Annotated in this window: 13 protein-coding genes and 2 tRNA genes; 11 read left to right on the top strand and 4 right to left on the bottom strand. The window is 62.9% G+C overall.

The window, feature by feature from the left end:
* Positions 1-196: 196 nt before the first annotated feature.
* The 5 genes from lon to BLU39_RS21045 all read left to right on the top strand — a co-directional run bounded on the left by lon (position 197) and on the right by BLU39_RS21045 (position 5718).
* Positions 197-2608 (top strand): endopeptidase La, encoded by a 2412-nt coding sequence (gene lon / locus BLU39_RS21025; RefSeq protein ID WP_086138046.1) that lies wholly within the window; start codon positions 197-199, stop codon positions 2606-2608.
* Between the two features lie 204 nt (positions 2609-2812).
* Positions 2813-3085 carry an HU family DNA-binding protein gene (locus BLU39_RS21030; RefSeq protein WP_010398442.1) on the top strand — a complete coding sequence of 91 codons (273 nt, stop codon included), beginning with the start codon at positions 2813-2815 and terminating at the stop codon, positions 3083-3085.
* Between the two features lie 125 nt (positions 3086-3210).
* Positions 3211-3287, top strand: a tRNA-Asp gene (locus BLU39_RS21035).
* Between the two features lie 17 nt (positions 3288-3304).
* Positions 3305-3381 (top strand) — tRNA-Asp (locus BLU39_RS21040).
* A gap of 411 nt (positions 3382-3792) precedes the next feature.
* A complete protein-coding gene (locus tag BLU39_RS21045) occupies positions 3793-5718 on the top strand; it encodes a SurA N-terminal domain-containing protein (protein ID WP_175539378.1) in 1926 nt (641 codons plus the stop codon).
* 165 nt (positions 5719-5883) lie between these two features.
* On the opposite strand, the gene BLU39_RS21050 is transcribed toward BLU39_RS21045, so the two are convergent.
* Positions 5884-6516 carry an arylesterase gene (locus tag BLU39_RS21050; protein WP_175539383.1) on the bottom strand — a complete coding sequence of 211 codons (633 nt, stop codon included), beginning with the start codon at positions 6514-6516 and terminating at the stop codon, positions 5884-5886.
* Between the two features lie 160 nt (positions 6517-6676).
* On the opposite strand from BLU39_RS21050, the gene BLU39_RS21055 reads away from it, so the two are divergent.
* Complete coding sequence (locus tag BLU39_RS21055; protein ID WP_070301963.1) at positions 6677-7324, top strand: ABC transporter ATP-binding protein; 648 nt, start codon at positions 6677-6679, stop codon at positions 7322-7324.
* 116 nt (positions 7325-7440) lie between these two features.
* Here BLU39_RS21055 and BLU39_RS21060 read toward each other — a convergent pair whose 3' ends face one another.
* The gene (locus BLU39_RS21060) at positions 7441-8985 is read right to left on the bottom strand and encodes an NAD(P)H-hydrate dehydratase (protein ID WP_092716507.1); all 1545 of its coding nucleotides are present in this window, start codon (positions 8983-8985) and stop codon (positions 7441-7443) included.
* A 133-nt stretch (positions 8986-9118) separates the two neighbouring features.
* Here BLU39_RS21060 and BLU39_RS21065 point away from each other — a divergent pair, with 133 nt between their 5' ends.
* Positions 9119-12703, top strand: coding sequence for a hydantoinase B/oxoprolinase family protein (locus BLU39_RS21065; RefSeq protein WP_092716509.1), 3585 nt, complete (start codon positions 9119-9121; stop codon positions 12701-12703).
* Here the strand turns inward: BLU39_RS21065 and BLU39_RS21070 are convergent.
* The gene (locus BLU39_RS21070) at positions 12685-13623 is read right to left on the bottom strand and encodes an AraC family transcriptional regulator (RefSeq protein WP_092716511.1); all 939 of its coding nucleotides are present in this window, start codon (positions 13621-13623) and stop codon (positions 12685-12687) included. The genes BLU39_RS21065 and BLU39_RS21070 overlap by 19 nt on opposite strands.
* Before the next feature lie 176 nt (positions 13624-13799).
* Between BLU39_RS21070 and BLU39_RS21075 the strand changes: the two genes are divergently transcribed.
* The 4 genes from BLU39_RS21075 to BLU39_RS21090 all read left to right on the top strand — a co-directional run bounded on the left by BLU39_RS21075 (position 13800) and on the right by BLU39_RS21090 (position 19130).
* Positions 13800-14846, top strand: coding sequence for an NAD(P)-dependent alcohol dehydrogenase (locus tag BLU39_RS21075; RefSeq protein ID WP_092716513.1), 1047 nt, complete (start codon positions 13800-13802; stop codon positions 14844-14846).
* Positions 14847-15266: 420 nt separating this feature from the next.
* The gene (locus BLU39_RS21080) at positions 15267-17693 is read left to right on the top strand and encodes a membrane-bound PQQ-dependent dehydrogenase, glucose/quinate/shikimate family (protein WP_092716515.1); all 2427 of its coding nucleotides are present in this window, start codon (positions 15267-15269) and stop codon (positions 17691-17693) included.
* A gap of 11 nt (positions 17694-17704) precedes the next feature.
* Positions 17705-18346: a TetR/AcrR family transcriptional regulator gene (locus BLU39_RS21085; protein ID WP_092716517.1), complete on the top strand. Its 642-nt coding sequence runs from the start codon at positions 17705-17707 to the stop codon at positions 18344-18346.
* Between the two features lie 481 nt (positions 18347-18827).
* On the top strand, positions 18828-19130 hold the full coding sequence (locus BLU39_RS21090; protein ID WP_092716520.1) for an HNH endonuclease: 303 nt from the start codon (positions 18828-18830) through the stop codon (positions 19128-19130).
* Positions 19131-19361: 231 nt separating this feature from the next.
* Here BLU39_RS21090 and BLU39_RS21095 read toward each other — a convergent pair whose 3' ends face one another.
* Positions 19362-20987 (bottom strand): tetratricopeptide repeat-containing response regulator, encoded by a 1626-nt coding sequence (locus BLU39_RS21095; RefSeq protein ID WP_092716523.1) that lies wholly within the window; start codon positions 20985-20987, stop codon positions 19362-19364.
* Positions 20988-21027: the final 40 nt, after the last annotated feature.

The following is a 21027-nucleotide window of genomic DNA, read 5'->3' on the forward strand; positions in this document are numbered from 1 at the left end:
GCTTCAATCGTAAAGCCACTCGCGGCGCTTAGCTGCGCGTGGCTTTTTTACTGTGAAAACTGCATTTGTTGCCGTCATGCGGGTGTGTTTTGCGAAATAGACTTTATGTTTGTTTCACAGAATTATTTATTCTCGCCGGTCTTGTGTTTTGGCAGCGAGCGCCAACATCGTAAACACGCTTTCTATAAGGTACGCCATGACAACTTCCAAATTAACTGAGCAAACTCAACTGCCGTTATTGCCGCTGCGGGATGTCGTCGTTTTCCCGCATATGGTGATACCGCTGTTCGTTGGCCGTCCAAAGTCGATCAAGGCGCTGGAAGCTGCGATGGAGCAGGGCAAGAGCATCATGCTTGCCGCTCAAAAAGCAGCCGCGAAGGACGAGCCGTCTCCTTCGGATATCTATGAAATTGGCTGCGTCGCCAATATTCTGCAAATGCTGAAGCTGCCCGATGGCACCGTCAAGGTGCTGGTCGAAGGCGCGCAGCGTGCCCGTATCAACCACATCAGCGATGCGCCGACGCATTTCATCGCCGACCTGACGCCGCTCGAGTCCGAGCCGGGCGACGAGTCGGAAGTCGAAGCCATGCGCCGCGCGATCGTGCAGCAGTTCGACCAGTACGTCAAACTGAACAAAAAGATTCCACCGGAAATCCTCGCTTCGCTGTCGGGCATCGACGATGCCGGCCGCCTGGCCGACACGGTGGCCGCACACCTGCCGCTGAAACTCGAGCAAAAACAAGTCATCCTGGAAATTTTCAGCGTGGCCAAGCGCCTCGAGCACCTGCTGGGCCAGCTCGAAGGCGAGCTCGACATCCTGCAGGTGGAAAAGCGCATCCGCGGCCGCGTCAAGCGCCAGATGGAAAAATCGCAGCGCGAGTACTACCTGAACGAGCAAGTCAAGGCGATCCAGAAAGAACTGGGCGAGGGCGAAGATGGCGCCGACCTCGACGAGCTGGAGAAAAAAGTCGCTTCGGCAAAAATGCCGAAGGAAGCGCTCGACAAGGCCACCAACGAGCTGAAAAAACTCAAGCTGATGTCGCCGATGTCGGCCGAAGCCACCGTTGTGCGCAACTACATCGACACCCTGGTCAACTTGCCTTGGAAAAAGAAATCCAAGGTCAATAACGACCTGTCGAATGCGGAAAAAGTGCTCGAGGGCGACCACTACGGCCTCGACAAGGTCAAGGAACGCATCCTGGAGTACCTCGCGGTGCAACAGCGCGTCGACAAGCTCAAGGCGCCTATCCTGTGCTTCGTCGGTCCTCCTGGTGTCGGCAAGACCTCGCTGGGCCAGTCCATCGCCCGCGCGACGAACCGCAAGTTCGTGCGCATGGCCCTGGGCGGCGTGCGCGACGAAGCCGAGATCCGCGGCCATCGCCGCACTTACATCGGCTCGATGCCGGGCAAGATCTTGCAATCGCTGTCGAAAGTCGGCGTGCGCAATCCCTTGTTCCTGCTCGATGAAGTCGACAAGATGGGCGCCGATTTCCGTGGCGATCCCTCGTCGGCCCTGCTGGAAGTGCTCGATCCGGAACAGAACCACACGTTCTCCGACCATTACATCGAAGTCGATTTCGACTTGTCCGACGTGATGTTCGTGGCTACGTCGAACTCGTACAATATTCCGCCAGCCTTGCTTGACCGCATGGAAGTGATCCGTCTGTCCGGTTACACGGAAGATGAAAAGACCAGCATCGCGCAGCGTTACCTGCTGCCGAAGCAGATCAAGAACAATGGCTTGAAGGAAGAGGAAATCTCGGTGGCCGAGTCGGCCTTGCGCGACATCATCCGCTACTACACGCGGGAAGCCGGTGTGCGTTCGCTCGAGCGTGAAGTGTCGAAGATCTGCCGCAAGGTGGTCAAGATGCTGCTGCTGAAGAAATCCGACAAGAAAGTCATCGTCAATTCGAAGAACCTGGATAAATTCCTCGGCGTGCGCCGCTATGATTTCGGTGTCGCGGAGAAAGAAAACCAGGTGGGCCAGGTGGTCGGTCTGGCATGGACGGAAGTGGGCGGCGATCTGCTGACCATCGAAGCCGTGTCGATGCCGGGCAAGGGTGGCGTCATCCGCACGGGTACCCTGGGCGACGTCATGAAAGAGTCGATCGAGGCAGCCCGCACGGTGGTGCGCAGCCGCGCGCAGCGCCTGGGCATCAAGGCGGACGTGTTCGAGAAGAGCGACATCCACATCCACGTGCCGGAAGGCGCGACACCGAAGGACGGTCCTTCGGCTGGCGCGGCCATGACGGTGGCGATGGTGTCGGTCTTCACGGGCATCCCCGTGCGCGCCGACGTGGCGATGACGGGCGAGATCACCTTGCGCGGCGAAGTGTTGCCGATCGGCGGCCTGAAAGAAAAGCTGCTGGCGGCCCATCGCGGCGGCATCAAGACGGTGCTGATTCCCGAGCAAAACGTGAAAGACTTGGCCGACATTCCGGACAACGTCAAGAACAAGCTCGAGATCGTGCCGGTGCGCTGGATCGACAAAGTGCTGGAAATCGCCCTCGAACGCATGCCTGAAGCGTTGGCGGACGTCGCTGCGGTGGAGGCTGTCACGGCCGCCGCGGCCAAGCCCGATGCAGCCGGCGAGGTAGTAAAACACTAACGTTTTACCCCTGTTTTACCCAAACAAGCGCTTTTAGAGCGCTTGTTTTATATTGAAACGTGAATTGCGCCCCCAAAGCGCTTGACACATATACAGTGTGGCTTGTTTAATACGCCTGCACATTTTTTTCGCCGGACAGCTGTGGTGCCAAAAGTGCCGCAACGATACGGTAAACGTTTTATACCTTTGTAATTGGGGATGCTAGTGAACAAGACTGAATTGATCGACCACATTGCTGAAAAAGCTGACATTTCCAAAGCCGCCGCTGCGCGCGCACTCGACGCTGTTATCGGCGGCGTGACGGAAACTTTGAAAAACAACGACAGCGTGACGCTGGTTGGTTTTGGTACCTTCTCGGTCAGCGAACGCGCTGAGCGTACCGGCCGCAATCCGCGTACCAAAGAAGCGATCACGATCGAAGCTGCAAAAGTCCCGAAATTTAAAGCTGGTAAAGCTTTGAAGGATGCTGTAAACTAACGGACTTCGGTGAGGTGACAATCACCGGAAACATTTGGCGGCGCCTCCGGGTGCCGCGATTTCAGGGTTGAAGTTCTTCGAATCGCAACCCTGGATGCAAATGCAAGTAGTACTGTGTATTTTTCGGAGTGGTAGTTCAGTTGGTTAGAATGCCGGCCTGTCACGTCGGAGGTCGCGGGTTCGAGTCCCGTCCGCTCCGCCAAAAAAATACGCTCTCAAGGAGTGGTAGTTCAGTTGGTTAGAATACCGGCCTGTCACGTCGGGGGTCGCGGGTTCGAGTCCCGTCCGCTCCGCCAGAATATAGAAGCCCGCGCTGCTGAATAAGTAGCGCGGGTTTTTCTTTTCCAGCGCCAGATTATCTCGGCGCGCCTGTTTTTAAAATCCCGTCCTGCCGTTTTGAATAAAAAAATGCCCGCATTTAAATCCGCTTTAAGCTGCGCCGGGTTAAATGCCCGGGTCCGCGCCTTGCCGGCCATGCGGCGCCGGGGCAGGGCGCGCGGCCTGATTTACTCTTGCTATAGCGCTATGGGCATTGTAGAATCAGGAGATAATGGCTTGGGCGTCAGAATCCTGCTTTAGTTCCAGCGCCAAGTTGTTGAATCTAAAGGGGAAGTGGACATCTGTCCCGTCCATTCCGCCGAAGAAATCAAGGCGAACGCATGTTCGCCTTTTTTTATAGTGATCCACTCATCCCGAATTGGCTGACCATGTTTGAATTTATTCGTACCCATCGACGCTTGATGCAGTTTCTCCTGATGCTGGTCATCGTCCCGTCTTTTGCACTGGTCGGTATCAGCGGCTACCAAAGCTTCGGCGATGGCGCGAACACCATCGCCAAGGTCGGCGACCAGGTCGTTACGCAGCAGCAATATGAAGAAGCGCAACGCCAGCAGATCGACCGCTACCGCCAGATGATGGGCGAGCAGTTCGACCAGAAAATGTTCGATACGCCGGAAGCGCGCAAGAGCATCCTCGACAACCTGATCGCCGAGCGCGCCGTGGCCGCCGAAGTGGGTCGTAGCCACCTGGTCATCAGCGATGCCGTGCTGCAAAAGGAAGTGCTGGACATCCCGGGCTTGACCTTGCCGGACGGTAAATTCGACCTGGAACGCTACAAGGCCATGCTGGCCGCCCAGGGCATGACGCCGCAGATGTACGATGCGCGCCGCCGCAGCGACCTGGCCCTGCAGCAACTGGCCGGCGCCGTGCAAGGCACGGCCTTCGCGCCGAACACCGTGTCCAAGCGCCTGTCCGACATTACCTCGGAAGAGCGCGAAGTGCAGGAACTGCTGTTGCCGATCGCCCAGTACGTGCCGGAAGTCAAAGTGACGGACGCCATGATCAAGGCCTTCTATGACAAGAACAGCAAGTTCTTTGAAATCCCTGAACAGGCGAAGATCGAGTACGTCGTGCTGGACGACAGCGCCGCTGGCGAGCAGGTCGACGTCACCGACGCCGACGTGACCAGCTACTACGCGAAAAACCAGAAAGCCTACACGACGGAAGAAGCGCGCCAGGCCAGCCACATCCTGGTAGCCGTCAAGAAAGATGCATCGGCCGCCGACAAGGCAGCCGCCAAGGCCAAGGCCGAAGCCATCCTGGCCGACGTGCGCAAGGCGCCAGCCAGCTTTGCCGCCGTGGCGAAAGCCAAGTCGGAAGATCCGGCGTCCGCGGAACAGGGCGGCGACCTGGGCGTGATCGGCAAGGATGGTTTGCCAGCTCCGCTGCTGAGCGCTGTGAGCAAGCTCAAGCAAGGCGAAATCAGCGACGTCGTCGCTTCCGATTTCGGCTACCACATCCTGACGGTCACCTCGCTCAAGCCACAGCACGTGCGTACGCTGGATGAAGTGCGTGGCGAAATCACGGCCGACCTGCGCAAGCAGTTCGCTGCCAAGAAATACTCGGAAATGGCCGAAACGTTCACCAACACGGTCTACGAGCAATCGGACAGCCTGAAGCCGGTGGCCGACAAGCTGAAACTGAAAGTGGAAACGGCCGCCAACCTGTCGCGCACGCCGTCGCCGGCACTGGGCAAGGCGCCATTCAACAACGCCAAGTTCCTCGCCGCCATCTTCTCGAACGACTCGCTGAAAGACAAGCGCAACACGGAAGCCGTCACCGTCGCACCTAACGTGCTGATCGCCGGCCGCGTGGTGGAATTCAAGCCTGCCTCGAAGCGTCCGCTGGCCGAAGTCGAAGCGATGATCCGTCAGCGCGTGACCCTGGAAGAAGCGGAAAAGCTGGCCAAGAAAGCGGGCGAGACCAAGCTGGCCGCCTTGAAGGCTTCGGGTGACGCCACCGGTTTCGGCGCGGCGCAATGGGTATCGCGCAGCAAGCTCGACGGCATCAACCGCGCCGCCATCGCGCAAGTCATGAAAGCGGACACGAGCAAGCTGCCAGCCTACGTGGGCGTGGACTTGCCAGCCCTGGGCTACGGCATCTACCGCATCGCCAAGGTGCAGCAGCCGGCGCAAGTGGACGCGGCGCGCCGCCAGCAGGAGAAAGACCAGATCAGCGGCATCCTGGCACAACAGGAAATGTTCGATTACGTCGAATACCTGAAAGCCAAGGCCAAGGTGAAGATCGTCAAGCCGGTGACCGCGCCGGTTGCAGCAGCGCCGGAAGCGCCGTAATCAGTTTTAGCCCATAAAAATAGCCGCTCCCAGAGCGGCTATTTTTTTGTTTGCGAGTCGGGAATTTTATTTAACCCAACGGCGTAAGACTGGGGTCGGACCCTCAGGGTCCGACCCCGGCAGTTCGGACTTCGGGGTGAACATTGAGTGAGCTTATTAACCGGCTTACTTCGCCCCCAGCAACGGCGCCAGCCGCGGCCAGATATTTCTCAAGATCGTCGGATGCGCATTCGCATTCGGGTGCATGCGGTCGGCCTGGAACAGCTGCGGCTGGTCGGCGATGCCTTCGAACATGAAGGGCACCAGTGGCGCCTTCCATTCCTTGGCCAGCTTGCCGTACACGCCATAAAACTGTTCGCCATAGGCGCGGCCATAGTTGGGTGGCATGCGCATGCCTACCAGCACCACTTGCGCGCCCGATTTTTTGGCTGCCTCGCCCATGGCGCGCAGATTCGCTTCGGCGGCCGCCACGGGCAAGCCGCGCAAGCCGTCGTTGGCGCCCAGCTCGATCAGCACGACGTCGGGCTGGTGCTTGGCCAGCAGCGCAGGCAGGCGCGCGCGGCCGCCGCTGGTGGTCTCGCCGCTGATGCTGGCGTTGACGATGCGCGTCTCGTTCTTCTGTGCTTGCAGCCGCTGTTCCAGCAGCGCCACCCAGCCCGTGCCCCGCGCCAGCCCATACTCGGCCGAGAGACTATCGCCGAGCACCAGCAGCGTTTTTGGTGCAGAATAGGCGTTCGTCATGCTCGATACCAGCAGCAGGGCTGCCGCAGGAAGCAAGGACAGGGTGCGCCGCCGCATGCGGCTGCCGCCCTCGACACTTATTTGTTCACGAAATTTTTTAAGATAGATCAGCATGCCCGAATTCCCTAAAGCGACTTCCACCAGTTTTCTCCCGTCCGACGCAGCGGCCCAGCGGCCCGCCGCACCCAACAGCCAAAATGCCCAGCCGGCCATCGAAGTGGTCCAGCTGGCCAAGCGCGTACCCGATGCCGATGGTGAGCTGACCATCCTGCATCAAGTCGATTTTACCGTGCAAACGGCGGAGACGCTGGCCATCGTCGGCGCCTCCGGTTCCGGCAAGTCCACGCTATTGGGTTTGCTGGCCGGCCTGGACACGCCGAGCGAAGGCAAGGTCATCCTCGACGGCACCGATATCTTCGCCCTCGATGAAGACGGCCGCGCCGGCTTTCGCAAGGAAAAGCTCGGTTTCGTGTTCCAGTCCTTCCAGCTGCTGGCCCATTTGACGGCGCTGGAAAACGTCATGCTGCCGCTGGAATTGCGCGGCGACCCCGATGCGAAGGAAAAGGCGCAAGCCATGCTGGGCAGAGTGAACCTGGGCAGCCGCCTGAAACACTATCCGAAATACCTGTCCGGCGGCGAACAGCAGCGCGTGGCCCTGGCCCGCGCGTTCGTGACGGAACCGCCGCTGCTGTTCGCCGATGAACCGACGGGCAGCCTCGATGCGGCCACCGGCGAAGCCGTGATCCAGCTGATGTTCGAGCTGAACCGCGAACGCGGCTCGACCCTGGTGCTCGTCACGCATGACAGCTCGATCGCGGCCCGTTGCGGGCGGACGATTACGATTGCGGCGGGCAGGCTGGTGTGATTGCTGGTGGTGTTGTCGGATTACGCGTTCCGCTAATCCGACCTACCCGACGTCCGATATCCTCAAGCCGTAGGTTGGATTAGCGCAGCGTAATCCAGCACCACCGCACTGCATGCCTATGCCGACAAGGCATTGATCAACTTGCGTATCGCAGGGATCAATTCCCCGGCCGTCAGCCCGATCGGGCCGCTGCCTGCGGCCACCAGCGCGTCGGCCGCCGCGCCATGCAGCCACACGGCGCCGATGGCCGCTTCCCATTCCGGCCAGCCCTGCGCCAGCAGGCTGCCGCACAGGCCGGACAATACGTCGCCCGTGCCGGCCGTCGCCAGCGCGGGGCCGCCCGTGTTGTTGACGACGACCTGGCCGTCGGGCGCGGCGATCACCGTGCCCGACCCTTTCAATACCACGATGACGCCCAGCTGCGTGGCCAGCTGGCGCGCCGCGCCCAGGCGGTCGGCCTGCACCTCGGCCACGGTCAAGTCGAGCAGGCGCGCCGCTTCCAGCGGATGCGGCGTCAATATTGTCGCCCCGGCGCCCGTGCGCACGGCCAGCGCCGATTGCAGCTCCGGCTCGGCCGCCATCAGGTTCAGCGCGTCCGCGTCCAGCAGCAGCGGGCTGTCGCTGTCAATGGCACGCTGCAGCAGTTCCACCGTGCCGGCCTTGTCGCCGAGACCGGGTCCCGCCACCAGCGCGGCGAAGTGCAGGCCCGAGAAATCCACGTCCCTGGCGTGCCGGCACATCAGCTCCGGCTGGCCGCTGTCGAAGGCGGGCGGCGCATCGGGAAACGCGATATACACTCGTCCCGCGCCCGCATGCAGGGCCGTGCGGGCGGCCAGGATAGGCGCGCCGGCCATGCCTTGCGCGCCGCCGATGATGGCCACGCTGCCGTAGCTGCCCTTGTGCGTATTCTGGCGCCGTGGCAGCAAATGGCGGGCGAACAGGTGCAGGCCGCCCAGCTGGGCTCTGGCGGGCGGCAGCAGGGAAGGGTCGATGGCCAGCGCGGCCACTTCCACGTCCCCCGCATGGTCGCGGCCATTCGCCGTGTGCAGGCCGGGCTTGTCGCCGATGAAGGTGAGCGTATGCGTGGCGCGGATGGCGACGCCGTCGATGGCGCCCGTGTCCGCGTGCAGGCCGCTGGGCACGTCGAGCGCCAGCACGGGGCAATCGAGGTTGTTGACCAGCTGCGCCATGTCGCGGCATTCGCCGTCCAGGGGGCGCGACGCGCCGATGCCGAACAGGCCATCGATGACGAGGTGCCATGGCGCCGCGCCCACCGCCGCCGAGGCCATGGACGTTGACGCATCCATGAAGCGCGCGGCGCTGTTGCGCGCGCGGCTCAGGGCCTGTTCGCGTTCGGGCGACGTGGCTTGCGCTTCGGGCGCCAGCCAGACAAGCACCTCGGTGCCGCTGCCGGCCAGGTGCGCGGCCGCTTCCAGCGCGTCGCCGCCGTTGTCGCCGGGGCCGGCCAGCACCAGCACGCGCCGGTGGCCCGCGTCGTCGCCATCTTCCTGGGCGTGCAGCAGCTTCAGGGCGGCACTGGCGGCGGCCTGGCCCGCGCGCTGCATCAGCAGCCCTTGCGGCAGGTCGCGCATGGCTGCCTGTTCGATGGCGCGCAGTTCGGCGATGGAATACAAGGGTGCGGCAGAGTCGATCAGGTTCATGGAGCGTGTTCCGTTAGTCAGCATGTCTTCAACATAAGGCCGAAGCGGGCGAAAGGCAAGGCGCGCACGCCTGCGGTGCGCCGTAAATTGTGCGGCTACAATAGCCATCTCACATAAGCGCGGGGGCAAGGCGATGGACTGGCAATTCTGGATCGACCGGGGCGGCACCTTTACGGACATCGTGGCGCGCCGTCCTGACGGCAGCCTGGCCACGCATAAACTGCTGTCGGAAAACCCGGGCCAGTACCGCGACGCGGCGCTGGCCGGCATGCGCCAACTGATGGACCTGGCGCCTGGTGCGCCGCTGCCCGTCGAACTGGTGGGCGCCATCAAGATGGGCACGACGGTGGCGACCAATGCGCTGCTCGAACGCAAGGGTGAGCCGACCGTGCTGGCCATCACGCGCGGTTTCCGCGACGCCCTGCGCATCGCCTACCAGAACCGCCCGCAGCTGTTCGCGCGCCAGATCATCCTGCCCGAACTGCTGTATGGCGACGTGATCGAGATCGATGAAAGAGTGGGCGCCCATGGCGACGTCGTGACCCCGCTCGACGAGGCGGCCGCGCGCGCGGCGCTGGAACAGGCTTATGGACGCGGCGTGCGCGCCATTGCGGTCGTGCTGATGCACGGCTACCGCCATCACGCGCACGAGGCGCGGGTGGCGCAGCTGGCGCGCGAGGCCGGTTTTACGCAGGTGTCCGTGTCGCACGAAGTGAGCCCCATGATGAAACTGGTGGCGCGTGGCGACACCACGGTGGTCGATGCCTATCTGTCGCCGATTTTGCGCCGCTACGTCGACCAGCTGGCGATGGAGCTGCCCGGCGTGCACCTGCAATTCATGCAGTCGAACGGCGGCTTGACGGATGCGCGCGCCTTCCAGGGCAAGGACAGCATTCTGTCCGGCCCCGCCGGCGGCATCGTCGGCATGGTGCGCGCCAGCGCGCTGGCCGGTTTCGATAAAGTCATCGGCTTCGACATGGGCGGCACGTCCACCGACGTGTCGCATTACGCGGGCGAGTTCGAACGCGTGTTCGAGACGCAGATCGCCGGCGTGCGCATGCGCGCGCCCATGATGAGCATCCACACGGTGGCCGCCGGCGGCGGCTCCATCCTGCATTTCGACGGCGCCCGCTACAAGGTGGGGCCGGACAGCGCCGGCGCCAATCCCGGCCCCGCCAGCTACCGGCGCGGCGGCCCGCTGGCCGTCACCGACTGCAACGTCATGCTGGGCAAACTGCAGCCCGCGTTCTTCCCCCGCGTCTTCGGCCCCGACGCAAACGAAGCGCTGGACGTGGCCACGGTGCGCGCCCAGTTCGAGGCGCTGGCCCGCACGGTGAACGCGACCCCGGAAGAAGTGGCCGAAGGCTATGTCGCCATCGCGGTAGGCAACATGGCCAACGCCATCAAGCAGATTTCCGTGCAGCGCGGCCACGACGTCACCGAGTACACCCTGACCAGCTTTGGCGGCGCGGGTGGTCAGCATGCCTGCCTGGTGGCCGACGCGCTGGGCATGCGCACGGTGTTCATCCACAGCCTGGCAGGCGTGATGTCGGCCTACGGCATGGGCCTGGCCGACCAGAGCGCCATGCGCGAGCGCGCCATCGAGGCGCTATTGGGCGCGGACCTGGCCGGCGATTTAGCGCAACTGGGCGAACTGGCGCGTGGCGAATTGCTGCGCCAGGGCGTGGAAGGGAAGCGCATCGCGCTGGTGTCGCGCGTGCACCTGCGCTACGAAGGCACGGATTCGGCCCTCGTCGTGCTGTTCGATACGGCCGCCAGCATGCAGGCGCAGTTCGAAGCGGCCTACAAAAAACGCTTTTCCTTTCTGATGCCGGCGCGCGCGCTGATCGTCGAAGCGATCTCCGTGGAAGCCGTCGGCGCGTCCGATGCGCCGCAAGTGGCCGCGCCGGCCCATGCGGCGCGCGCGGGTGGGCTGGCGCCCGTGCAGACGGTAGACATGTACTGCGCCGGTGCTTGGCGGCCAAGCGGCCTGTATGCGGCGGACAGCCTGCGTCCCGGCGACGCCATTGATGGCCCGGCCATCGTCAGCGACGCCAATGCCACCACGGTCATCGAGCCGGGCTGGCGCGCCGAAGTGACGGCGCACGGCCATCTGGTCTTGCGCAGGGTCGTCGCCTTGCCTGAACGCCGCGCCAAGGGTTTGACAACAGTGACCAATGCCGACCCCGTGATGCTGGAAATTTTCAACAACCTGTTCATGTCGATCGCCGAGCAGATGGGGCTGCGCCTGCAAAACACGGCCCATTCCGTCAACATCAAGGAGCGGCTCGATTTCAGCTGCGCCATCTTCGACGCGCAAGGCCATTTGATCGCCAACGCGCCGCACATGCCCGTGCACCTGGGGTCCATGGGCGAGAGCATCCGCACCGTCATGACGCGCAATGCGGGCGCCATGCGGCCGGGCGACGTCTTCATGCTGAACGACCCGTACCATGGTGGCACGCATCTGCCCGACGTGACGGTGATCTCGCCCGTGTTCGATGAAGAGGGCAAGAGCATCCTGTTCTATGTCGGCTCGCGCGGCCACCATGCGGACATCGGCGGCACGACACCGGGTTCCATGCCGCCCGACTCCACGCGCATCGAGGAAGAGGGCGTGTTGATCGACAATTTCAAGCTGGTCGACGGCGCCACGGGCTTGTTGGCAGAAGACGAAACCCTGGCCCTGCTGGCGGGCGCCAGCTGGCCGGCCCGCAATCCCCGGCAAAACCTGGCCGACCTGCGCGCCCAGGTGGCGGCCAACCAGAAGGGGGCGGAGGAACTGCACAAGATGGTCGCGCATTTCGGCCTCGCCGTAGTACAAGCCTATATGGGCCACGTGCAGGACAATGCCGAGGAAGCCGTGCGCCGGGTCATCACGACCCTGAAGGATGGCAGCTATGCGCTGGACCTCGATAACGGCGCGCAGATCAAGGTGGCGATCAGGGTCGACGCAGCTGCACGCAGCGCCGCCATCGACTTTACGGGCACGTCCAGCCAGCTGCCGAACAACTTCAATGCGCCATCCGCCGTCTGCATGGCGGCCGTGCTGTACGTGTTCCGCACCCTGGTGGATGACGAGATTCCGCTGAATGCCGGCTGCCTGAAGCCGCTCACGGTGATCATCCCGCCCGGTTCCATGCTCAACCCGCGGTATCCGGCCTCCGTCGTGTCGGGCAACGTGGAAACCTCGACCTGCATCACCAACGCCTTGTATGGCGCGCTGGGTGCCATGGCCGCGTCGCAGGGGACGATGAACAATTTCACCTTCGGCAGTGAACGATACCAGTACTACGAGACGATATCGGGCGGCTCGGGCGCCGGTCCCGGTTTTGACGGCACGGACGTGGTGCAGACGAACATGACCAATTCGCGCCTGACGGACCCGGAAATCCTCGAGTGGCGCTTTCCCGTGCGGCTGGACGGCTACAGCATTCGCGCAGATTCGGGCGGGGCGGGGCGCTGGCACGGCGGCAATGGCGGCGTGCGCCGGGTGCGCTTCCTGGAACCGATGACGGCGGCGATCTTGTCGAACAACCGCATCCATCCGCCTTTCGGCGTGGCTGGCGGCGCGGCGGGCGCGCTGGGGCGCAATTACGTCGAGCGGGCTGACGGCACGGTCGAGCACCTGGCCCATATCGGCAAGACGGATATGCGCCCCGGCGACGTGTTCGTGATCGAGACGCCGGGCGGCGGCGGCTACGGCAAGACGGAGTAGGCCGTGGCTCCGCTCAGCTGCGCGCGCACCTGGCCCACGTCGCGCATGGGCGCGCGGCCGAACTGGCGGCTGTATTCGCGGCTGAACTGCGATTCGCTGGCGTAGCCGACCCGGTAGCCGGCCGTGCCCGCGTCGATCTGCTCGACCAGCATGAGGCGCCGCGCTTCCTGCAGCCGCAGCAGTTTCTGGTACTGCATCGGCGTCATGGCCGTAATCGCCTTGAAGTGATGGTGCAGCGACGACATGCTCATGTTCGCCATGCCGGCCAGGTGCTCGATGCGCAGCGGCTGCGCGTAATTGACCCTGATCCAGTCGATGGCTTGCCCCACCTGGTGCGACTGGCTGCTGGCCAGCGCCATGTGGCGCAGGCGCGCGCCGACGGGGCCATTGAGCAGGCGGTAAGTGAGCTCGCGGCGGATCAATGGCGCCAGGGTGGCGATTTCCCCCGGTTTGTCGAGCAGGCGCACGAGGCGCAGCATGGCGTCGAGCAGCTCGGCCGACACGTCGCTGACGGAAATGCCGCGCGTGGCAGGCAGGATTTTCTGTTGCGCCGCGCTGTCGACGGTGCTTTCGCTGTCGAGCAGCGCGGCCACGTCGGCGATGTCGATGCCAAGCACGACGCACAGGTGCGGCTTGTCCACGCTCGCTTCCACCACGCGTACCTGCACGGGCAGGTCGACGGACGTCAGCAGATACTGCATGCGGCTGTAATGGAAGGTTTCGCTTCCCAATGTGACGTCTTTCGCCCCCTGCGCGATGATCGCCACGCTGGGGCGCGCCGCATGGAACAGCGATTCCGTCACCGACGACTGGCGGTGGAAACTGAGGTTGCCGATGGCCGTCGTGTAGTCGCCCGTGCGCGGCGCGTGGCGGCTGATCAGGGCGGCGATTTCATCTTGCGGAGTAAGTGAGGTGGACATGGCGTTCAGTATGCGTGAGGCGAAGAAGGGCAGGGGCCGATCTTACGCAGATTTGGAGGATCGTGCAAAGGTCTTGCAGGATCGCGGTAACGGCGGCCGGGCATCTCGGGCACACTTGGGCAATCGCCTGCACAGCACGCGCCTCTCTCGTTCGTCACACTACCCAAGGAGTTTTCATGACCACCATTGCCAAAGGCTACGCCGCACTGGGCCCGACTTCCGCACTGCAACCGTTCACGTTCGAACGCCGCGCCCCGCGCGAAGACGACGTGGCCATCTCGATCAAATACTGCGGCGTGTGCCATTCCGACATCCACCAGGCGCGCGACGAATGGGGCGGCGCCGCTTTCCCGATGGTGCCCGGCCATGAAATCGCCGGCGTCGTCACGGCCGTCGGCGCCAACGTCAGCAAGTTCAAGGTGGGCGACCACGTGGGCGTGGGCTGCTTCGTCGATTCCTGCACCACCTGCAAGACGCGCAACGTGGACCTGGAACAGTACATGCCAGGCCTGATCCAGACCTACAACGGCCTGGAAGCGGACGGCAAGACAGCCACGCAGGGCGGCTACTCGGACAGCATCGTCGTCAAGGAAGGCTATGTGCTGTCGATTCCCGACAACCTGCCGCTGGACGCCGCGGCGCCACTGCTGTGTGCCGGCATCACCCTGTATTCGCCGCTGAACCACTGGAAGGCGGGCCCTGGCAAGCAGGTCGCCATCCTGGGCATGGGTGGCCTGGGCCACATGGGCGTCAAGATCGCCCACGCCATGGGCGCCGAAGTGACGGTGCTGAGCCAGACCCTGTCGAAGCGCGAAGACGGCCTGCGCCTGGGCGCCGACCATTACTACGCCACCAACGACGCGGAAACGTTCAGCAAATTGGCCGGCACGTTCGATTTGATCATCTGCACCGTGGGCGCATCGATCGACTGGAATCAGTACATCAACCTGCTGAAAGTGGACGGCAACATGGTCATCGTCGGCATCCCCGACGGCGCCGTGCCGCCCGTGAACGCCTTCGGCCTGGTGGGTGCGCGCCGCAGCCTGTCCGGCTCCATGATCGGCTCGATCAAGGAAACCCAGGAAATGCTGGATTTCTGCGGCAAGCACAATATCGTGTCGGACATCGAGATCATCCGCATCCAGGATATCAATGAGGCGTTTGAGCGGGTAGTGAAGAGCGACGTACGCTACCGCTTCGTGATCGACATGGCATCGCTGTAACGCTCGAGAAAAAGCCCAGGGCGTTGTTGCCGCGTCTCGCCGTACTATTCGTACTGTCTTCGACGAGGCGCCTAGCCCTGGGCATTTTTCGAGCGTTCCAACCGATATGCTGTAAAAGCCAAGCTGGCTACTAGCTAGCGGACTGTGTTTGTTGGATTACGCGCTTTGCGCTAATCCAACCTACGCATATCCAGCAGTCCGGTAGGTCGGGTAGGTCGGATTAGCGCGCAAGCGCGTAATCCGACACCCCCGCCAACTTCCCATCCCCGCCAAAAATCAAGCTCCCGCGTCAATTTTTCTTTCCTTGCATCAAAAATCGGCATAAAATGAAACCGTACAGTACAGTTTCACTACGTAGATTTAAAAAACCAGCCATCCCCGGCGTATTTGCCTGGGCAGGGGAGGCGTCATGGATAAAAAATGGACACTTCAGTAAATAAAGGAGCGCCGGCGATCCCGGCGGTCTTCAGGGGCAAGCGGCTTGCCTTGACGGTTTTCGGCATTTTTCTCGGCTTTTCCGGCCTGGCCCTGGCGGCGGGCGGCATCGAACTCATTACCCTCGGCGGTTCCTGGTACTACCTGCTGGCCGGCCTCGGTCTGCTTCTCGCCGGCGTGCTGTATCTGCGCCGCAAACCGCTGGCCAGCAGCATCGTCGCCGTGCTGGTCATCGCCACCCTGGTCTGGGCCGTGTGGGAAATCGGCTTCGCCTTCTGGCCCATGGTGCCGCGCCTGGCGCCGTTTATCGTCATCGGCCTGGTGGCCGCCTTGCTGCATCCGTGGCTGGCGGGGCTCAAGCACACCGGTCAGTCGCGCGGTTTCGCGGCCCTGCTTGCCGTCGTGCTGGTGGCCGGTTTCGCCGCCATGTTCAAGCCGCATGGCGTGCTGGACGCCACCGTGCAGCCGCAGCAGGATGCGCTGGCCGCGGTGAACGGCGGCAGCGCCAACTGGGCGCATTACGGCTATGGGCCGAAGGGCACGCGCTTCGCGCCGTACACGCAGATCGACAAGCAGAATGTCGACAAGCTGCAAGTGGCGTGGACCTACCGCTCGGGCGAGCTGGCCGAAGGCGCGTCCGAATCGCAAAACACGCCACTGCAGATCGGCGACACCATCTACACGTGCACGCCGACGAGCAAGGTCATCGCGCTCGATGCCGATACGGGCAAGGAGCGCTGGACCTTCGATCCGAAGCCGGCCAACACCAAGACGTGGAATCGCTGCCGCGGCGTCGGCTATTACGAGCCGGCGAAAGTGACGAATCCGTTCCGTTTTGACGGCATGCAGGCGGCCAATGCGCCGGCGGCGGGAGCGTGCGCCAAGCGCATCGTGCAAGTGACCATGGATGCGCGCCTGATCCAGATTGACGCGCAGACGGGCAAGCAGTGCGAGGGCTTCGGCGACAAGGGTTCCGTCGACCTGACGGTCGGCCTGGGCAAGGTCAAGATGAACGTGCCGTACTACGCTTACACGTCCGCGCCCACGGTGGCGCGCAACCTGATCATCCTCGGCGGCTGGGTGTTCGATGGCCGCTCGACCGATGAACCGTCTGGCGTCGTGCGCGCCTACAGCGCCGACACGGGGGAACTGGTGTGGGCCTGGGACCTGGGCAATCCGGCCATTACCAAGTTGCCGCCGGAAGGGCAGACCTACACGCGCAGCACGCCCAACATGTGGTCGGCGCCCGCGTTCGATGATGAGTTGGGCCTGGTCTATCTGCCGACGGGGAACGAGCAGCCCGACTTCTGGGGCGGCAAGCGTCCACCGCTGACGGAAAAATACGCGTCGGCCATCGTCGCCCTCGACATGGCCACGGGCCGCGAACGCTGGACGTATCAAACCGTCCATCACGATATCTGGGATTACGACGTGGCCGCGCAGCCGGCCCTGTACGACGTCCCGGACGGCAAGGGCGGCAAGATCCCGGCGCTGGTGCAGTTGACCAAGCGTGGCCAGATCTTCATGCTGGACCGCCGCACGGGCAAACCGATCGCGGAGGTGGTGGAAAGACCCGTGCCGCAAGAGCACGCGGCCGGCGACTGGGTGGCAAAGACGCAGCCATACTCCACCGGCATGCCGGCCCTCGGCGCGGAAACGCTCACGGAGCGCGACATGTGGGGCGCCACCTTCTTCGACCAGCTGGCCTGCCGCATCAGCTTCCGCAAGCTCAATTACCAGGGCGAGTTCACGGCGCCAAGCACCAAAGAGACGCTGATCTATCCGGGCTACTACGGCGGCTTCAACTGGGGCGGCGCGGCCGTCGACGAAAGCAATGGCTACATGTTCGTCAACGATATTCGCATGCCGCAAGTGGTCAAGCTGGTGCCGCGCGAAACGGTGGACGTGGCCAAGCTGACGTCGGGCCACGGCGTGGGCAGCACCTATCCGATGGATGGCACGCCCTTCGTCATCGACCACAAGGCTTTCAATTCGCCGCTGGGCATACCGTGCCAAAGCCCTCCGTGGGGCGTGTTTGCCGCCATCGACCTCAAGACGAAGAAAAAAGTGTGGGAGCGTCCGGCCGGCACGGTGCAGGATGCGGTGGTCAACGGCGTCAAGGCGAGGCTGCCTATCCCGCTGGGCATGCCGACCCTGGGCGGCGGCATGAGCACGGCGTCCGGCCTCGTGTTTTATGCGGGCACGCAGGATTATTATTTGCGCGCCATGGATATCGCCACCGGCCATGAAGTGTGGAAGGCGCGCATGCCCGTTGGTTCGCAAGGCACGCCGATGACCTATGTGTCGCCCAAGTCGGGTCGCCAGTACGTCGTGGTGGTCGCGGGCGGCGCGCGCCAGAGTCCGGACCGTGGGGATTACGTGATAGCATACGCGCTTCCCAAGACACAGTAAGAGTTTGCTTCATGCCCCAGTTGCGCACCGTTCCAGCTTCCCCGAGTACCCGAAGCGAGGAGCGGCGGCGCAAGCTGCTGGTGGCGGCATCCAGACTCTTTCTCGACTCCGGCTACGACGGCGTCAGCATGGATGCCATCGTGGCCGAGGCGGGCGGCTCGAAAGCCACCGCCTACCGCTACTTTGGCAGCAAGCAGGAACTGCTGGTGGCCGTGGTCGAATACCTGTGCGCCGACTTCATCATTGCGCTGCGCCAGCTCGATACCTCGCAAGCGGGCCTGGAACAGGGCTTGCAGCTGATCCTCGATGAACTTGTGGCCGTCGTCACCAGTCCCCGCCACGTGGATTTCTACCGCCTCGTCGTCACGGGCACCGCCGCCGTGCCAGCCGTGGGCCAGACCTGGTACGAACACGGCCCGCAAGTGTGGCATGCGCTTATCCTGCGCCTGCTGGAACAGCAGCGCATCCAGGGCCGCATCGCGCCCGATACTTCATTTTCCAACCTGCCGCAAATCCTGTTCGACGCCGTCTTCTCGCACCTGACCACGCGCACCGTCATGCTGGGGCAGGGCGGTAATGCGGCTACGTTCCGGCCGCTGATCGCGGAGTTGATTGAGCTGGTGGTGGCGAGGGTGGAACGTAGGGCGGATTAGGTCCGGCAGGGCCGTAATCCGACAATATTGTTGGCCTGCGGTAGTGGGATGACGCGACTGGGATAGGTTCCAAGAGTGGCTAACAAAACCTTTCGACGTACTCACTGATAAGTGGCAGATCGTCTTTCCTCATCGGGCAGCATGGCGTGAGCCGTGGAATCAGTCCTGCCAGGAACACATTCGCCATCCTATCCCTGGCCGTCGTGTAGGTCTGCTTTCGCCTGTGGATTCAATCGGTCAATGCAACACTTTACCCTAAACGGCTGTCGCCTCATTGCTTAGAACATGTAAGCGGCTATCGCAAGCTTCTGCTTTAGCCAAACATCAGATGCCATGTCGCACCGATCATGATGGCAGCTCCATCTCAGGCGCTCTGCCGCGGTTGCCTCGGTCGGATGTGATGGCCGCTGTGCCCCCTGGTCGCGTTGCGCCAGGCGCGAATGTTATAGTGGCGAAAATTTATTTACTGAAAGAAACTGTCATGAAAAACGACGCAACCACTCGCCCGCAAGCAAATCAGGCGCCTGCCAGGCTCAGCAAAGGGGACTTCGTCACCGTATTGCGCAAGCTGCTGCAAGAAGAAGCAAAGGCTGGCAAGTCCAGCGTGGACGTACGCGCTGCGAACCTGCACACCGAGGTTGGCGTTTATCCGGCGCGCGGCCACTCGATGCCAACCTGTTGCACGGTGATGTATGAAGAAATGCAGCCCGGTGACGAGATCCTGCTGACACCGCCCGGCGGCAAGGGGCCTACGCTGCTGGTTCGGTATAAACTGCCGCGCTGAAAATCACCGTTTGAGTGACAGTTTATAATCAGGCGCAAATATAGATGCCGCAGCGGCAGCGAAGCTGTTGACTTCCATGCGCCGCTCGCAATCAGGCACCAAGCGTGGGTAACTGATAGTGCGCAGATGCTGGCGCTCTGCTGAGGCTACGTCGGCATTTGGCTCGATAGCGGACGCTGACGCTGAGTCCCTCAGCTTCCGATCGCTGCAGTAAAAAAGGGCAGGCCGCAATCAAGTAGCAATACCGTATTTGTGCTGGGTCGCGGCGTATTGTTGCTTGAGCGACTCGAGCTTCGGATGCTTGGGATCGATCTTGCTGATCACCTGCATCTGGTGCTGCGCCTGTTCGGCCAGCGGGGCTTCCCAGCCCAGCATGTTGAGCTGGCGCAGGATGGCGTCGACGGAGGCGAACAGCACTGGCAGGTTGCCTGGGGTTTTGCGCAGGGCCTGGCGCAGCACGAAGACGGCTCCCTTGAGTTCTCCGCTTTCCGATTTGCTGGCCGCATCCTGCATCAGTTCCTGCACCTGGTTCGTGATCTGCTGGCCCATGCCTTGCGCCAGGTCGTGGCGGCCCGCTTTTTCAAATACGTCGACGGCCGCTTCCATGGTCACGTCGCTGTCGGCTTCGTTGACGAGTTTCATCATGACGTCGGACGCCGCCTGTTCCAGGTTGTTTTTCAGGCAGCTCTGCACGAGGCCCACCTTCAGCTGCGTCGACAGGCCCCGCGCCGTGTCCAGGGCGGCGGCTGCCAGTTGCAGTTCGGTGGCGGCGGCGATGTCGTTGCCCGACAGTTCATGCAGCATGGCGGCCGAGATGGCGCGGCACGCTTCGACGTTGGCGCCGCCGCGCAAGGAGCGCTCCATGTCGCGCAGCACGCCGCTCGCTTGCGGCGCGTCGCCTTTCTTGACCAGCGTTTTGACCAGATTCACATGATCTTCCGGGTCGCGGAATTCCGAGTATTTGGCCTTCGTCACCACCTGCTTGTAGGCCCGTTCGGCCGCGCCGATGTCGCCCGTATCGAAGGCGATGCCGCCCAGGTGGCGCAAGCGGCGCACCATGTGCGGCGAGATGGCCACCGCGTCCTCGAGGATTTTTTTCGCCTGCAGTTGCTGGCCCATGGCTTCGTGGTTCTTCGCCAGCAGGTCGTAGGCGGCCATGAAGCGGGGATAGACCTCCACCAGTTCCAGCAGCGCGTCCTGCGCCTCTTCGTGGCGCTGCTGTTCGAACAGGGTGCGCGCCAGTCCCAGGTGGGCCCAGGCCATGGGCCGCGTGGCCAGCATGTCCGCGTACAGCTGTTCCGCTTCCTTCCATTCGTCCAGGGTGATGTGCAGCTCGGCGCGCAGGCGGGCGAAATCGGCCGCCAGGCGCGGGTGCTGCAGTTCGGCCGCGCGGCAGCTTTTCACGGCTTCGCGCAAGTCGCCCTTGTCGATCAGCTGATACGTGGGCAGGAAAATGGCGCGCCGTTCGATGGCGCGCGCGATGCGTCCGCTCAGCACGTCGACGGTGAACGGTTTTAATATGTAGTCGGACGGGGTCAGCTCGGCCGCGCTGATCACCTTGCTGTGGATGGCTTCCGAGGTCAGCATGATGAAGATCGTCCACAGGCCGATCAGCTTATGGTGGCGCAAGTCTTCCAGCAATTGCTGGCCGTCCTGGCCGTCCGTGCCGCTGCCAAGGTCGTATTCGCACAGGATGATGTCGAACGGTTTCTTCGTCAGCAAGCGGATGGCCGTGCCGGCATTGACGGCGTATTCCACCTTGGTGATGGCCGCCTGGTTCAGCATATTGTGCAGATTGCCCCGCATGCTGGGGTTCGGGTCGACGATCAGGACAGATAAGTCGCTAGTTTCTGGCATTGTTCAGCTCTCGTTCATCTGTTCGGTCATTTGCGGGAAC

Origin of the sequence: Janthinobacterium sp. OK676 (genome assembly GCF_900103595.1) — a bacterium.
In the GTDB taxonomy this organism is placed as follows: domain Bacteria; phylum Pseudomonadota; class Gammaproteobacteria; order Burkholderiales; family Burkholderiaceae_D; genus Janthinobacterium.